General features: G+C 60.4%; 16 protein-coding genes. 8 read left to right on the forward strand and 8 right to left on the reverse strand.

Annotation, left to right across the window (positions count from 1 at the left end):
- Positions 1–177: 177 nt before the first annotated feature.
- Complete coding sequence (locus H6B31_RS10980) at positions 178–1359, forward strand: nucleoside recognition domain-containing protein (protein WP_346014070.1); 1182 nt, start codon at positions 178–180, stop codon at positions 1357–1359.
- Between the two features lie 40 nt (positions 1360–1399).
- A complete protein-coding gene (locus tag H6B31_RS10985; RefSeq protein WP_087286747.1) occupies positions 1400–1612 on the forward strand; it encodes a hypothetical protein in 213 nt (70 codons plus the stop codon).
- A 36-nt stretch (positions 1613–1648) separates the two neighbouring features.
- Here the strand turns inward: H6B31_RS10985 and H6B31_RS10990 are convergent, their stop codons facing one another.
- On the reverse strand, positions 1649–3490 hold the full coding sequence (locus H6B31_RS10990; RefSeq protein ID WP_204898549.1) for an LTA synthase family protein: 1842 nt from the start codon (positions 3488–3490) through the stop codon (positions 1649–1651).
- 256 nt (positions 3491–3746) lie between these two features.
- Here H6B31_RS10990 and H6B31_RS10995 point away from each other — a divergent pair, with 256 nt between their 5' ends.
- Entirely contained in the window at positions 3747–4544 is a 798-nt protein-coding gene (locus H6B31_RS10995; protein WP_204898550.1) for a hypothetical protein, read from the forward strand.
- Positions 4545–4595: 51 nt separating this feature from the next.
- Here the strand turns inward: H6B31_RS10995 and alr are convergent, their stop codons facing one another.
- On the reverse strand, positions 4596–5714 hold the full coding sequence (gene alr, locus H6B31_RS11000; protein ID WP_275960378.1) for an alanine racemase: 1119 nt from the start codon (positions 5712–5714) through the stop codon (positions 4596–4598).
- A 278-nt stretch (positions 5715–5992) separates the two neighbouring features.
- Between alr and H6B31_RS11005 the strand changes: the two genes are divergently transcribed.
- From H6B31_RS11005 to H6B31_RS11020, 4 genes are all read left to right on the forward strand, one after another.
- A complete protein-coding gene (locus H6B31_RS11005; protein WP_204898552.1) occupies positions 5993–6892 on the forward strand; it encodes a transporter substrate-binding domain-containing protein in 900 nt (299 codons plus the stop codon).
- Between the two features lie 101 nt (positions 6893–6993).
- Positions 6994–7764 (forward strand): amino acid ABC transporter permease, encoded by a 771-nt coding sequence (locus H6B31_RS11010; protein ID WP_207752313.1) that lies wholly within the window; start codon positions 6994–6996, stop codon positions 7762–7764.
- Position 7765: 1 nt separating this feature from the next.
- A complete protein-coding gene (locus H6B31_RS11015) occupies positions 7766–8494 on the forward strand; it encodes an ATP-binding cassette domain-containing protein (RefSeq protein WP_204898563.1) in 729 nt (242 codons plus the stop codon).
- A 110-nt stretch (positions 8495–8604) separates the two neighbouring features.
- Positions 8605–8871 (forward strand): YlmC/YmxH family sporulation protein, encoded by a 267-nt coding sequence (locus tag H6B31_RS11020; RefSeq protein ID WP_087286762.1) that lies wholly within the window; start codon positions 8605–8607, stop codon positions 8869–8871.
- A 187-nt stretch (positions 8872–9058) separates the two neighbouring features.
- On the opposite strand, the gene H6B31_RS11025 is transcribed toward H6B31_RS11020, so the two are convergent.
- Both H6B31_RS11025 and H6B31_RS11030 read right to left on the reverse strand, forming a co-directional pair.
- Positions 9059–9430: a hypothetical protein gene (locus H6B31_RS11025; protein WP_204898553.1), complete on the reverse strand. Its 372-nt coding sequence runs from the start codon at positions 9428–9430 to the stop codon at positions 9059–9061.
- Positions 9431–9708: 278 nt separating this feature from the next.
- Positions 9709–10233, reverse strand: a complete 525-nt coding sequence (locus tag H6B31_RS11030) for a hypothetical protein (protein ID WP_204898554.1) — start codon at positions 10231–10233, stop codon at positions 9709–9711.
- 65 nt (positions 10234–10298) lie between these two features.
- Here H6B31_RS11030 and H6B31_RS17820 point away from each other — a divergent pair, with 65 nt between their 5' ends.
- Positions 10299–10607 (forward strand): zinc finger domain-containing protein, encoded by a 309-nt coding sequence (locus tag H6B31_RS17820; protein WP_204898555.1) that lies wholly within the window; start codon positions 10299–10301, stop codon positions 10605–10607.
- Here the strand turns inward: H6B31_RS17820 and H6B31_RS11040 are convergent.
- From H6B31_RS11040 to H6B31_RS11055, 4 genes are read right to left on the reverse strand one after another with little or no spacing between them, the layout of a single operon-like run.
- Positions 10529–11104 (reverse strand): hypothetical protein, encoded by a 576-nt coding sequence (locus tag H6B31_RS11040; protein WP_204898556.1) that lies wholly within the window; start codon positions 11102–11104, stop codon positions 10529–10531. The genes H6B31_RS17820 and H6B31_RS11040 overlap by 79 nt on opposite strands.
- The gene (locus H6B31_RS11045) at positions 11101–12198 is read right to left on the reverse strand and encodes a HAMP domain-containing sensor histidine kinase (protein ID WP_204898557.1); all 1098 of its coding nucleotides are present in this window, start codon (positions 12196–12198) and stop codon (positions 11101–11103) included. The genes H6B31_RS11040 and H6B31_RS11045 overlap by 4 nt, the downstream gene beginning before the upstream one ends.
- Positions 12195–12866, reverse strand: a complete 672-nt coding sequence (locus H6B31_RS11050; protein ID WP_204898558.1) for a response regulator transcription factor — start codon at positions 12864–12866, stop codon at positions 12195–12197. The genes H6B31_RS11045 and H6B31_RS11050 overlap by 4 nt, the downstream gene beginning before the upstream one ends.
- Positions 12841–13563, reverse strand: a complete 723-nt coding sequence (locus tag H6B31_RS11055) for a cation diffusion facilitator family transporter (protein WP_204898559.1) — start codon at positions 13561–13563, stop codon at positions 12841–12843. The genes H6B31_RS11050 and H6B31_RS11055 overlap by 26 nt, the downstream gene beginning before the upstream one ends.
- Between the last annotated feature and the right edge of the window lie 620 nt (positions 13564–14183).

Raw genomic sequence — 14183 nt, forward strand, 5'->3', positions numbered from 1 at the left:
GGCTTTGTTTAAAGCATGGAAATGTGCCCAACGGCGAGGAATTTTTTCGTCAGACAAGGCGATTTGACGCGGCAATCCTTGGTGGATTGCAAGGAAAATCAACGCGGTATGGCGGAAAAAGACCCGCCGTCAGGGCTGATTGACATGCTTTAAACAAGGCATAAAGGAGGGAGCGCTGTGGGGCGGCTGGTGGGAAAGCGGCAATACCGGGAGCTTCTGCTGGCCCTGGGGCTGCTGTGCGCCGCGCTGGCCCTGGTGCTGTGGCCGGGGGAGGCCATGGGGGCCATGAGGGACGGCCTGAAGCTGTGCGGCAATGTGATCGTCCCCTCCCTGTTTCCCTTCTTCGTCCTCTCCTCCCTGGTGGTGGAGCTGGGGATGTCCCGGTACCTGGGGCGGCTGTTTCAGCCGGTGATGGCGCCCCTGTTCCGGGTGAACGGGGCCTGCGCCTCCGCCCTGGCTCTGGGCTTTGTGGGGGGCTATCCGGTGGGGGCCCGGACGGCCATCTCACTCTACCAGAACGGCCAGTGCTCCAAGACGGAGGCGGAGCGGCTGCTGGCCTTCTGCAACAACTCCGGCCCCGCCTTCATCTTTGGGGTTGTGGGGGCCGGAGTCTTCGGCAGTGGGGCTCTGGGGCTGCTCCTCTATCTGGTCCACATGGCCGCCTCCCTGCTGGTGGGGCTGCTGTTCCGCTTCTACCGCCCGGGGGAGGGCCCCCGCAGGGGGCGGCTCCAGGGCGCCCAGTTTCAAACCGCCTCCTTCCCCTCCGCCTTCACCCACTCGGTCACCGGGGCCCTGTCCTCCACCCTGAATATCTGCGCCTTTGTGCTGTTTTTTACCGTCACCATCCGCATGCTCAGCCTCACCGGCGTGCTCACCGGCCTGGCCCGGCTGCTCTCCCTGCTGTTTGGTCCCCTGGGTTTTGACCAATCCTGGGCCCAGCGGCTGCTCACCGGCCTGCTGGAGGTTTCATCAGGGGTGTCCTCCCTCACCGGCGGCTCCCTGTCCGGGCGGCTGTCCATGGCCGCATTCATGCTGGGGTGGGCGGGGCTGTCCGTCCACTGCCAGGTGCTGGCTTTCCTGGGGGACAGCGGCCTATCCATGCGCACCTATCTGGTGGGAAAGCTCCTCCATGGGGGGCTGTCCGCCGCACTGCTGGGGCTGCTGGTCCCCCTCCTCCCCCTGGAGGCCCCCGTCTCCGCCTACCTGGCAGAGCAGACGGAGACCCTGGCCGCCCTGGACTTTCAGCAGGCCCTCACCATCTCCACCGCATCCGCCTGGGGCACCTGGCTGCTGTTGTTTGCCCTGGCCCTCCGGGTGGTGAAAAAAAGCAGTGGAAAAAAGCGGCTCCGGGGAGTATAATAAAAGTCAAGATTTCACATCAGGAAAAGGAGGCCCTTTCATGGCCCTGTTTCAAAAGAACATTGATCCCCGCTGCTCCTACTGCGCCCGCAGCCGCCCCCTGGACGCGGACCAGGTGGTGTGCGACAAGAAAGGTGTCATGTCCGGCGCGTCCCACTGCCGCGCCTTCCGGTATGACCCCCTCAAGCGGGTCCCGCCCCGCCCCGCCAAGGCGGATTTCAGTGGACTCAAAGACGAGGACTTTCAGCTGTAACCAACAAAAACAGCCGCCCAGTTGGGCGGCTGTTTTTTAATCCAGGCAATACATGGGCCTTGCCTCGTCGAACAGGTCCACCATACCGCAGTAGTTCAGCGTCTCATAGGTGAGCAGCCACTCCTGCTGCTCCTCATTGAGCTCCTCCTCGGTGAGGAACGCCCCTTGGGCGGAGATCAGGCCCACCGGGGTGATCACCGGCAGCACCTCATAGAGCTGGGACAGGAAGTTCATGTACCCGGTGAGGGGCAGACCGGCCATCTGGGCGGTGAGCACCCCCAGGAAATTGGGGCTGATGACCACGTCCTGCCGCTCCTCTATGTCGTAGTTGGTCCAGATGAAGAAAGGGGTGGCGTACTGCTGCATCACCTCTTCGGTGGTACGCTCAGACAGCTTTTTGCCGTAGAGCTGCTCGTAGAAGGCGTTCTTCAGAGGGGGCTGGTGGTCGCCGAAAAAGACTACCATGGTGGGCTCCTCGCTCTGGCTGTAGTGTTCGATCAGATCCCGCAGGGCGTCGTCGCTGGCCCGGATCAGGGACAGGTACTGCTCCGCCGTGGTGTCGGCCGCCTTCTGGACATCCGGGAGGGTGATGGTCTTCTCCAGGTTGTTCCAGCCCTGGGCGTAGCTGCTGTGGTTCTGCATGGTCACATTGAAGATAAAGGTCTTATCTCCCTGTTCCCCGTCGGTGATCTCATAGAGTTTCTCATAGTCCGACTGGTCGGAGATGTAGTGGCGGATCAGATAGGGGTCCTCCACGTCCTCCTGGTACATCTGGTGGTCAAAGCGCATATTGCTGTACACAATGGGCCGGTTCCAGCCGGAGGACTGGTAGGGGTGAAAGGCGGTGCTCTCATACCCCTGGCTGCCCGCCAGGGCGGCCAGGGAGGGCATACCCTCCTCAGTGTAGAGCTGATAGGCCACCGTGTGGGGCGGCTGGAAGATGGTGGCGAAGCCGGTGAGATACTCAAACTCCACGCTGGCCGTCCCGCCGCCGGTCACCGGGGAGTACATCCACCCCTTCACCGTGTTCTCCTCCAGGGAGTGGAGGAAGGGGGTTGGGTCGTCTGAGACCGCCAGGTTTTCAAAGATCGTCATGTCCGCAAAGGACTCGTTCATGATGGCGATGATGTTCACCGGCTGAGTGACGGAGCCGTCCCCCTCCACCGCGGGGTACTCCTCCATCAGCTCCAGCACCTTGTCGTGGCTGTAGTCCTCCGGCTTGTCCACCGAGCTGTACCGCATGGCCACGGTGAAGTTCAGCAGGAATCCGTTGGCCTGGGTCACCCACTGCTGGGTGTAGATCCCCAGGGCCGGGAGGGCGCCGGTGCAGAAAAACGCGAAATTATAGCCCAGGATAAAGAGGATCAGCCCGGCCCCCAGGGGCTTGGGCATCTTGTCCCGCCTCTTCTGGGGGACGCAGAAGAACACCATGGCCAGATAGGCTGCCAGCAGGATCAGCGCCTGCTGCATCTCCAGGTCGATGGAGAAATCAAAGGCGTCAGCCACATTGGCCGCCGTCCGCCAGGCGGTCAAATCGGCGGGAAACAAAATGCGCCCCCGGAACCGGAGCACATAGTGGTTGACCAGCCCCACCAGAAAGCACACCGCTGCCGCCAGGGCCGCCGCCCGCCTCCGCCGGCCCAGCGCCAGACGGCACACCACGAACCATATGTAGTACCAGATCAGGTTCATCAGCACCTGCCAGGCGTAGAGATCGGAGAACATATCGTTCTCATTTAGGATCTCCACCATCCAAAAAGAGGCCCAGGGCCCCAGCAAAAATACCAGCCTTGACAGCCACTTGCCCGGCTGCTCCCGAAGATCCGCCGCCAGCCGGGGAAAGGTGTCCCGGTACAGCAGGCTCCGCAATCCGCTCAATTTCGTCTCCTCCTATGCTGCAGTCCTCTCTAGCATACCGCTTTTTGTAAAAATTTCAATAGAATTTTCCTTAAATTTTACCTGCACAGTAGAAATAGACGAAATGGAGATCGAAAAGTTTCCTCCTGTATCAGTTCGTGTCCGCCTTCTTAAAAATTTTAGAAAACTTTAAGACATTCTTCTTGTTCACTGCAGGTCGCATATGATATACTCTGCGCAGCGAATCGAGCTCATTTTCACAACGGAGGACCCCTGTATGGAGACTGTCTGTACCTTTTCGATCACACCTCTGGACCGGGCCCTGCTCCCCCAGGTACAAACCCTGCTGGCCAAACGCGTAGAACTGGACTCCCGCCGCCGTCTGCCGAAACTCTGGGCCCTGACGGACCGTCTCAACCGTGCGGAGAGGGCTCCGCAAGCGGTCCAGGTCCGCCGCCGGCGCCGGAGGAGCATACTGGGAGTCCTGTGCTGGGCTCTGGGTCTGTTCCTTCTGCTGCCAGGCCTGATGGAACCCCACTCCCTCCTGGCTCCCCTGCTCACAGGGGCCGCCGCCTATGGCGCGGGCATTGCGGCCCTGTGGCGGCACAGACGCACTCTGCTTGGTATCTTGAGTTTGCTCCAGGGCGCGTTGCTCACCTTCGCCGGGGCCAATAGTGAGACGTTAGGCCGCTTCCTGTTCCTGGGGATCTTCGGCCTAGTCCTCGGCCTGGCCGCCCTGATCTATCGTCCGCGGGAGGACCGCACCCCGTTCTATCCGGAAGCGGACGCTCTCCTGAAACGGCAGGAGTCCCTCCAGTCTCCGGAGCACTGGCAGGTCTCCTTCACGCCCTCCAGCCTTCTGCTCCTGTCCACAGGCCCGGAGCAGGAGCCGGAGCGCCAGGAAATTCCCCTCTCCTCCCTCTCCTGGATTCTTGAGACTGCGGACCTGCTGGCCCCCATTTTTGAGAACTCCATTCTTCTGCTCCAGAAAAAGGACCTGCTGTCCGGGTCTCTGGAGGAGCTTCGCGCCCTGCTGACAGAGCGGTCGGTTTTCGTTCAGGCGGAGACAAACTGAACTGGCACAAACTTTCAGGCCGGAGGGAATTTCCCTCCGGCCTGTTTCACGCTACTCCTCATACACCCGGGCCACCCGCCCGCTGAGGAGGGAGGTGAGACCGCACCCCTCGTCGTCCCCGATGAGGAGGGACACCTCCTGGGCGGAGAGAAAATTCCCCGCCCGGTCGTACCCGTACAGGGTCACCTCGTCGTCCACCCGGCAGTCCAGGCCGGTGACGTCCACAACGGTCTGGTCCATGCAGCAGGCCAGCATGGGGACCCGCCGCCCCCGGATGAGCACCGGGCCATTGGCCCCGACCAGCTCCGGGCTCAGGCCGTCCCCGTAGCCCACGGCGATGGTGGCCACCGTCCCGTCCCGCTCCATCCGGACGTGCCCCCCGTAGCCCAGGGCGTCCCCCGCCTTCAGCTCCCGCAGGTTGGTCACCCAGGTGCGCCAGGAGGCCACCTCCCCGATGGTCCCCAGGGGCTTTGTGGGGTGGTCCATGTACAGCCGCCGGCCGATGCGCACCCCGTCCAGCCGGTACTCGGGGAAATACTCGCTGGCGGCGCTGGCGGAGATATGCCGGAAGGGGATCTCCATCCCCCCCGCCTCCAGCTGTTCCACTCCGGACAGGTAGGTCCTCATCTGCTCCCCGGTCCGCGCCCGGTCTCCCAGGTCGGCAAAGTGGCTGTATGCCCCGGTGACGGTCACCCAGGGGCGGGCGGCCCGCCACTCCTCCATCAGGGTGGAGAGCTCCGCCCCCGGCGTCAGCCCCACCCGGTGCAGGCCGGTCTCCACCTTCACCTGGACCTTCACCGGCCGGCCCAGATTCTGTCCCAGCCGGGCCAGCTGGGGCAGCACCCCCAGCCGCCACACAGGCAGGGTCAGGTCCAGTTCGACCGCCGGGGCCAGCAGCCGCTCCGGCACGCCCCCCAGCACCAGGATGTCCTTCTCCACTCCCGCTTCCCGCAGGGCCGCCCCCTCGGACACCTGGGCCACCGCCAGGGTGTGAATCTCGTCAAAGGCGGCCAGCTCCCGGCCGATCCGTTCCAGCCCCAGGCCGTAGGCGTTGCCCTTGAGCACCGGAATCAGCTCTTTCCCCTCCAGCTCACCCAGCAGGGTCCGCACGTTCCGGCGCAGCTGTTCCAAATTGACATACAAAACTGAATTATGCAAAATTTTATTCATTTTGTTCCACTCTCATCCGGGGGCGGCCCGCCTGCTTCCCGCGTGACGCACCCCCGGTTTTTCTCCTTCAAAAAACCTTGCAGTGGGGATTATACCCCCTTTCTTTCCCACTTTCAACTGCAAATTCTCCCGCGCTGTCATTTACGCCAAAAAAAATTCCGCAAAACAGGAGAATTCGCATATTTATCTATTGACGATGTATAAATTTTAGGAGTATACTCTTAACAACCTGTTTGGACCGGGCAACCGGTCCAGGCCTGTAAAGGAGATTGAAACGAATGACGAAAAAACTTCTTGCGCTGGGCCTGACCCTGACCATGGCCCTGAGCCTGGCCGCCTGCGGCGGCAACAGCGGCTCCTCCGCTTCCGGCTCCAGCTCCAATACGGACGCCAGCACCTCTCAGGCGGACGCCTCCGGCAGCACCGGGGATTCCAGCACTGCCGCTGAGGTCACCACCGTAGAGCCCGGCAAGCTGATCCTGGGCACCTCCGCCGACTATCCCCCCTTCGAGTTCCACATCCTGGACGAGAACGGCGAGGACCAGATTGTGGGTCTGGACGTGGCCCTGGGCCGCCAGATCGCCGAGGACCTGGGCCTGGAGTGTGAGGTCGTCCACATGGACTTCGATAACCTGTTCACCCTGATGAACAACGGCCAGTGCGACATGATCATCGCCGCCCTGGAGGACGACGGCGAGCGCAGCCAGAACGCCAACTGCTCTGACGGCTACTACTCCGACCTGCCCCCCAAGATCCTGGTGAAGGCGGGCAACGAGGGCAACTACTCCTCTCTGGAGGACTTTGACGGCATGGTGGTCGGCGCACAGATGGCCACCACCAAGGCGGACATCGTCACCAACGACATGCCCGGCGCCACCCCCAACTTCATGTCCTCCGTTATCGACCTGGTGAACGCCCTGGTGTATGATCAGGTGGATGCTCTGATCCTGGACGGCGCGGTTGCCGACCAGTACCTGGAATCCAACCCCGATCTGGCCGCTGTTGATATTGACCTGAGCGGCTATGTGGAGCCTTACCGCGTGTGGGTGCCCAAGGATGACCCGGGCAACCTGCTCCCCTCCATCAACGAGACCATCGCCCGCGTGCTGGAGGACGGCACCATGGACAGCTTCATCGCCGAGGCCAATGAACTCAGCGACCAGGCCCTGGAGGGCTGATCTCCCCCATCTTTTTAAATGACGCGTACCGTGGAAAGCTGGTCTAGCCGGCTTTCCACGGTCTCATCTTGTTTCCCTGACAGAAATAAAGGAGTGCCGCCATGTTTGAGAATCTCGCTCAACAGATTGCCACCACGTTTGAACCCTTCATTCAGCTGTTTACCGATCCGGGCCCGGCCAGCTTTATCAACTTCCAATTTCTGCCCAAATATGCCCCCTATTTTGTCGATGGCGTTTTAAACACCTTGGCTCTGTCCGTTGCGGCGGTGCTTCTGGCCGTCATCCCCGCTCTGGTGCTGGCTTTGATGCGGCTGAGCAAAAACAAGCTGATTCATACCATCTCCGGGGCTTATATCGCGGTCTTTCGCTCCACCCCCCTGCTGGTTCAGCTGACCATCATCTACTTTGGCATTTTCTCTTCTATCATTCAGGTGCCCCGTATCACCGTAGGTTTTATCCGCCTGAATATGTTCATCCCTTTCGTGGTGGCTCTGGCTCTGAACAGTTCCGCCTATGTGGCCGAAATCTTCCGGGCCGGCATTCTGGCGGTGGACTCCGGCCAGACCGAGGCCGCCCGCTCCCTGGGTCTGTCCCAGTGGCAGGCCATGAAGCTGGTGGTGCTGCCCCAGGCCATCAAGAATGTGCTCCCCGCTCTGGCCAACGAGGTGGTCACCATGGTGAAGGAGTCCTCCATCTGCTCCACCTACGGCATGATGGAGCTCACTTGGGCCGCCCGCAATGTGGCCGGAACCACCACCATCTCGGTGGGCCCCTTCGTCCTGGTAGCGGCCATCTATTTCTGCATCAACTTCCCCGCCAGCAAGGCAATTGAGGCAATCGAAAGGAGGATGCGCCGTGGCGACAAGCGGTAATCTGATCCGTGTGGAGCACGTGGTCAAGTCCTATAACCACGGGGCGGTCATGGCCCTGAACGACTGCTCCCTCACCATTCAAAAGGGCGAGGTGGTGGCCATCATCGGCCCCTCCGGCTCCGGCAAGTCCACCCTGCTCCGGTGCCTGAATCTGCTGGAGGTGCCCACCTCGGGACATATCTACTTCAACGACGTGGATATCACCGACAAAAAGGTGGATATCAACCTGCACCGCCGGAAGATGGGCATGGTGTTCCAGCACTTCAACCTGTTCCCCCACATGACGGTGCTGAAAAATATCACCCTGGCCCCGGTCCAGCTGAAGCTGAAGACCCAGGCCGAGGCGGAGGCACAGGCTAAGAAGCTTCTGGAGCGCATCGGTCTGGCGGATAAGGCGGACGAGTACCCCAATATGCTCTCCGGCGGCCAGAAGCAGCGCATCGCCATCGTCCGGGCCCTGGCCATGGAGCCCGACGTGATGCTCTTTGACGAGCCCACCTCCGCCCTGGACCCTGAGATGGTGGGCGAGGTGCTGGATCTGATGCGGGACCTGGCCCACGAGGGCATGACCATGGCGGTGGTCACCCACGAGATGGGCTTCGCCCGCGAGGTGGCCAGCCGGGTCATCTTCATGGACAGCGGCAAGATCCTGGAGGAAAACTCCCCCAGCGAGCTGTTCGACCACCCCCAGAACCCCCGGACCCAGCTGTTCCTCAGCAAGGTCCTGTAATAGGCAGTTCCTGCCCCAGCGCATTTTATCGATGCGCTGGGGCATTTTTCGTATAGGACAGCTCCTCCCCCGCATATCCATAAAACAGCCACAGAAAGGGGGCATGCTCCATGGAGACGCGGATCGCGGAGCTGCGCTGGAAAGAGGTAATCGGCCTGCGGGACGGAAGCCGGTTCGGATATGTGGAGGACATGGAGGTGGACCTGGAGAGCGGCCAGGTGCGCTCACTGGTGGTCCCCGGCCGGCGGAGGCTGTTCGGCCTGTTGGGCCGAGAGGAGGACCGCTACATCCCCTGGAGTTCGGTGCGCCGCTTTGGGGAGGACATCATCCTGGTAGAACAGGAGCCCCAGTCCCGGCCGCCCCGGCGAAGGCGGTGAGCATCTGCGCCCTCTCCCCTCTTCTTCCGGAAGCGCCATAAAAAACCGCATGTCACGGAACAAAGCCGAAGGCCTTGAAATCCAAGGCTTTCGGCTTTCTTCACGCTCAAGGGGCCCAGACGGTCCCCCCTCCCACCGCACTTCCCCGGAGGCATGTCCATACTTCCGCCGGTAGAAATGCTGTACATCATTCGTGGATGCCCTTGGTCAGCGGAATCAGCATCAGCAGGACCACAATCCCCACCAGGCCGATCCCAATGCCCAGAACCATCTTTCCAAACACCATGGACAGGCACATGCCCACCCCAAAAAGCAGCGCGCCCAGCACGCCGACCAGGATGGAACCCACCGTCTTGGCATTGATCTGGATGGGGTCCTTGCCCTCCATCTTCCGCCAGACGACCACCGTGGCCAGCAGGATGACCAGACCAACCACCCCGCACACAACCCCCTGGCGGAACATGCCCCACTGGGGCAGCATCCCCATGCACATTCCCAGCGCAAAGAACACCACGCCGACCGTTCCCAGCACCAGGGCTGTGAAATTACTTTTTTTCATGTTGATTTCCTCCCTATTTCTGTCATTGATTCTTTCGGCATCCGCCTGACACCAGGGCACATCGTACCGCCCCTTTGTTTGTCCTGTATTTGAGTTTTGTTTGCAAAATATGAAACGCCGCCCTCAAATCACCTGGCACAGCACCTCCCGGCAGACCGCGCGGCGCGGGCCTGCCCTATTTGCAGCTTCCAGAAACCGCGCCCGCACGGATTTCCGCCGACGCGGGACCGGACCAGAGACGCGGTTCACGCGGTACGCCTGCGGCCCACCTTCTCCCATCAGGCGGTCAGAAGACGGCACCCCTGCTCGCAGACCGAGTAGATCTCGTCGTTTTTCTGCTCGATGATGGGCGCGGTCTGCTCCGCCCTGCGCCGCTGAATCTTCTGATAGCAGAAGTAGGGGGCGATCCAGCCCAGAAAGCCCGGCACCGCAAGAACCACCATCAGGGGCAGCAGGCCGTTCAAGTAGGCAAACACCGCCCCACCTAAAAAGGCGCTGCCCGCCAGGCCGATAGTAAACGCCGCGATGGCGGCGGCAGTCGTTTTGGAGCGCTCCAGCGCCTCGATCTCCAGGGCGCAGGCCTCAAACTGCCGCTGGAGGCGGGTCAGCTCCGCCTTGCTTGGGATTCTGCGGTCGCGCTTGAACTTGAGCCGCACGGCGCCGCTGCCCGCCTCCTGCGCCGAGGCGCCCTCAAACTTCCAGCCGAAATTGCGATAACCGTCCACATACATGGACTCCATGCTGCGCTTTGCGGAGACCTCCAAATATTCAAAACCCACAAAGCCATGTTCCGGATTTGCCATCATGAACACTCCTTTCGCTTGATGAGTGCAGTTTACAGGGTCTATGTTTCCCGTTTGCTTGAATTTTGTTTGAGAAATGTGAAAAATGCGGACGCCGGAGGCAGACAGAAGCGGAATCGGACCGCGGGGAGTTTTTCTGCCCCCGCTTGGGTTTCTTCAAAAAATCAAACGGGCGGGACGCTGTACACACAGCGTCCCGCCCCAACTTGAGCGGATTCATCTCTACACAGGTTTTTCGACAAAATGGTGCTGGACGCTGTGTGCACAGCGTCCAGCACCTCTGTTCCCGCCAAAGTCAAGGCAGCAGTCGGCTGCCTTTCTGGCAGATATCGTTGATCTCATCATATGTCTGCTCGATCAGCGGCTCTATCTGAACCGTTTTTCTCCGCACCACGGCCCGGTACAGAAAGTACGGGAGAATCCACCCCAGAAATCCGGGGACCGCCAGGAGGATCATCAGCCATAGGTTGGGCGGCGTGGACACCGCCGCAAAGGTGGAGCCGGCAATCAAGGCGGTGCCGAGAATGCCCACAGTCAGCGCCGCAATCATCCCCTGTGTCCGTTTGGCCCGCTCCAGCGCCTTCAGTTCGGCGACACAGCTGTCAAAATTGCGCTGGAGCCGGGTCAGCTCCGCCTTGCTGCGGATGCTCCTGACGCGGCGGAAGTACAGCGTGACGGCATCTTTTTCACCGGCTCCCCCGGAACGGACGTGGGCTCCCCTGCGTCCGGGCTGCTCATAGTTGGGGTCCTCCTCCCAGCCGAAGCACGGATAGCTGTCCAGACAGAGGGAGACGTACTCCCTGGGCACTGAGATCTCACGGTATTCATAGCCGGTGTAGCCGGCCCCTGCCTGTCTGCGTTCCTCTGTCATTGCGCACCATGTCCTTCACTCTGTTTTTCCCGATCCATCAGGATGGGGAGACGCACTGTGAATGTCGTTCCCCTCCCCTCCTCGCTGTCCACGGAGATCTCGCCGTCCATCATCTGCAGAACGCGCAGAGCCAGGGACAGCCCCAGGCCGTTCCCCTCCGCGGCGTGAGAGGTATCCCCCTGATAAAACTTGTCAAAAATATGTCTCTGTGCCCCTTCCGATATCCCGCATCCGGTGTCGGATACCGCCACAAAAACGGCGTGCCCGTCCGAGGTCTGGCGCAGCGTAACCGCCCCGCCCGGCTCGGTAAATTTGAAGGCGTTGGACAGCAGGTTGTTCCAGACCAGCTCCATGAGGCTGGCGTCCGCCTGAATGACGGCCCGGTCCTCCAGCTCGGCGTCAAATTCGATCCCCTTCTCCTCCCAGACCGGTTCAAAGGCCAGCGCGCACTCGCTCAGCTGGCGGCACAGGTCGTAGGTCTCCCGTCGGGGCGTGATCTGCTGGCTCTCCAGCTTGTTGAGCTTCAGAATGTTGGTGATCAGCTCCGAGAGCCGGCGGGTGCTGTCCTGGATGGCAGCCAGATAGGCGTCCCGCTCCGATTGGGACAGGCCGGGCCGCTGGAGCAGCTGGGTATAGTTCTGGATGGCCGCCAGGGGCGTCTTGATCTCATGGGACACGTTGGCAATAAAATCTGTGCGCATGGTCTCAATGCTGCCCAGCTCCGCCACCATTTTATTAAAATCCAGAAACATGAGGTCCAGATAGTCGTGGCGGTTGGAGGTGTGGAGGGGCGGGATATAGACGGAAAAATCCCCATGGGCCACCTTGTCCGCCGCCTTGGCCAGCTCCTTCATGGGCTTGTCATAGGTCTTTGCGATCTGGTACCGGGTAAACAGCGTCAGCCCTACCGCCACCAGCGTCCAGTAGGCGGTGGGGATCAGGATCTGCACGGCGGTGTGCCAGTGGGGATTTTCATTGATCAGGGTGACAAGCCCGATGTGGATGCCGGACATCAGAAGCAGCGTCACCAAGTAAAGTCCAAACAGGGAAGGCGGAAACCGGGACTCCAGCCTTCTTCGCGCCCGCGTCTTCATTTCAGCACCGCCTTATAGCCCAATCCCCGAACCGTCTTGATCTCAAAGGCGGGGCAGGCAGAAAACTTGTCCCGCAGCTTGGTGATGTAGACGTCCACCGCCCGCAGGCCCGTGCCGCTCTCGATCCCCCAGAATTCATCCATCAGCTGGGAGCGGGAGAAGGCGTGGTTGGGATAGGAGAGCAGTTTGTACAGGATGTTGAACTCCCGGGTGGTCACGGGGATCTCCACCCCATCCAGAGCGGCGGTCAGGCCGTCCGCGTCCAGCACCAGGCCACCCACCGTCAGCTTTCGGCTGGCCTCAATATTGGCCCGCCGCAGCAGCGCCCGCACCCGCAGCCGCAGCTCGCTGAAGTCGATGGGCTTCACCATGTAGTCATCAATGCCCAGATCAAACCCCTTCTGTTTGGCCGGCAGGTCGTCCCGCGCCGACATAAACAGAATGGGAATGGTCTTGTTCAGCCCCCGGATTGTCTCGGCAAACTCAAAGCCGTCTGTTCCGGGCATCATAATGTCTGAGATGATCAGGTCAAAGAGCTGGCTGTACATGGCGTCATAGGCCGCCTCCGCGCTGAGGCAGCCCTTGGCCTCATAGCCGCTGTCATTGAGATACGTACAGGCCGCCTGGTTCAGCTTCGGGTCGTCATCCACCACCAGTATCCGGATCATAACTTATGTCCCCCATTTCATTTGTTTCCCTGCGCCGCAGCTTTCCAATGCGCCAGAGCATGAAGACTCCCAGCAGCGCCGCGCAGGTCCCGCTGAACATCCCCATCAGCGCGTTCACGGCGGGATCATGGTCTTCCCCGCCGGCAAAGGAGAGAATGGCGGACTGCGTCAGAACCAGAGAGATGAGCGCGGCCGCCAGATTGATGGTCTTGATGGCGTGAAGCAGCGGGGTGCGGTTCTTTCGGTTGGCGATCATTCCGTATAAATTGACGCCGATCTCAGCGAAGGTGACGGTGGCTATGGCCAGAGCCACATACATGTGATAGGAGACCTCTTTGGGATGAAAGAAGCTCCACACGGAATAGCAGATATACAGCAGACTGGCGGCGATCAGGATCATCCCCGACCGGCGGTAATAGCCGTACTGCTGTCCGGTATCCTGGGTCCGGATCGCCCCCGCCAGGGCACAGTAGCGTGCCAGCACCATCCCAAGGGTATACAGCCCGTTGATGCACACAAAGACTGATAATGAGAGTATGCCCGATGCGATCTTGCCCAGTCCCAGCAGGATATTGCCCACGCCGGAGATCCCGGCCAGATGGAGCGTTCTGCTGTCGGAGGCGCCATAGGCGCGGTGGATCGCGCGGCTGTTCGACCTCATAAGACGAAGTCCGTTCTTCACCGGGTTCTTGAACATCCTGCCCCCTCCTGAGCGCTTTTTCTGAAATACAGAGATACCATACCACAGGATTGTTTCAATTTCGTTAAAAAAATCCAGCCGCAAAATTTTTTATTGTCTCGCCCTCCTCCCATTTGACGGGCTGACTGCTGTGTCAGGGTGTTTCTCCGAACCGAGGCGTTTCAGCCGCCCCATAAAGCACGCCCAAACACTTCTCCCGCCGCCGCTCCTCCGGAGCGCGGAGCAGCACGAATTTATTTCGATCAAAAACTAAAAACCACAGGTATCCAAAAAGAAACACCAGCCTGTCAGCTGGTGTTTCTTTTTAGCAAAGCGTGACAATATAGATACATTAAATTTTCATCGGCTATCTTGAAGATCACCCAGCGGTCTTTCTGGGCCGCGGCGCTTTTGCGCTGTACAAGCGTTTTCGCTGAAAGCGAAAATCTTGGCGCAGGGATGGCTTTGCCATTCCAAGCATTCAAATTCTAACGGGTGGAGGCCGCCTCCGGCGGCCGAAACCAAAAAAGAAAGACATGACCTTTGGTCATGTCTTTCTTTCAGTCTGTCAAAGAACTCCTGTTTTCAAGAGATGAAAACAGGGATTTTGTAAGAAAAAGGGAAAAGAAAAGTGAAGG

Source organism: Pseudoflavonifractor capillosus (genome assembly GCF_016899775.1).
In the GTDB taxonomy this organism is placed as follows: Bacteria; Bacillota; Clostridia; order Oscillospirales; family Oscillospiraceae; genus Lawsonibacter.

What these genes read in the sequence shown, in the direction of transcription:
- H6B31_RS10985 (WP_087286747.1), top strand. Translation starts at nt 1,400, where the DNA reads ATGGCCCTGTTTCAAAAGAACATTGATCCCCGCTGCTCCTACTGCGCC.
- H6B31_RS11040 (WP_204898556.1), bottom strand. Translation starts at nt 11,104, where the DNA reads ATGACAGAGGAACGCAGACAGGCAGGGGCCGGCTACACCGGCTATGAA.
- H6B31_RS11010 (WP_207752313.1), top strand. Translation starts at nt 6,994, where the DNA reads ATGTTTGAGAATCTCGCTCAACAGATTGCCACCACGTTTGAACCCTTC.
- H6B31_RS11025 (WP_204898553.1), bottom strand. Translation starts at nt 9,430, where the DNA reads ATGAAAAAAAGTAATTTCACAGCCCTGGTGCTGGGAACGGTCGGCGTG.
- H6B31_RS11050 (WP_204898558.1), bottom strand. Translation starts at nt 12,866, where the DNA reads ATGATCCGGATACTGGTGGTGGATGACGACCCGAAGCTGAACCAGGCG.
- H6B31_RS11055 (WP_204898559.1), bottom strand. Translation starts at nt 13,563, where the DNA reads ATGTTCAAGAACCCGGTGAAGAACGGACTTCGTCTTATGAGGTCGAAC.
- H6B31_RS10995 (WP_204898550.1), top strand. Translation starts at nt 3,747, where the DNA reads ATGGAGACTGTCTGTACCTTTTCGATCACACCTCTGGACCGGGCCCTG.
- alr (WP_275960378.1), bottom strand. Translation starts at nt 5,714, where the DNA reads ATGAATAAAATTTTGCATAATTCAGTTTTGTATGTCAATTTGGAACAG.
- H6B31_RS11030 (WP_204898554.1), bottom strand. Translation starts at nt 10,233, where the DNA reads ATGGCAAATCCGGAACATGGCTTTGTGGGTTTTGAATATTTGGAGGTC.
- H6B31_RS11045 (WP_204898557.1), bottom strand. Translation starts at nt 12,198, where the DNA reads ATGAAGACGCGGGCGCGAAGAAGGCTGGAGTCCCGGTTTCCGCCTTCC.
- H6B31_RS11005 (WP_204898552.1), top strand. Translation starts at nt 5,993, where the DNA reads ATGACGAAAAAACTTCTTGCGCTGGGCCTGACCCTGACCATGGCCCTG.
- H6B31_RS11020 (WP_087286762.1), top strand. Translation starts at nt 8,605, where the DNA reads ATGGAGACGCGGATCGCGGAGCTGCGCTGGAAAGAGGTAATCGGCCTG.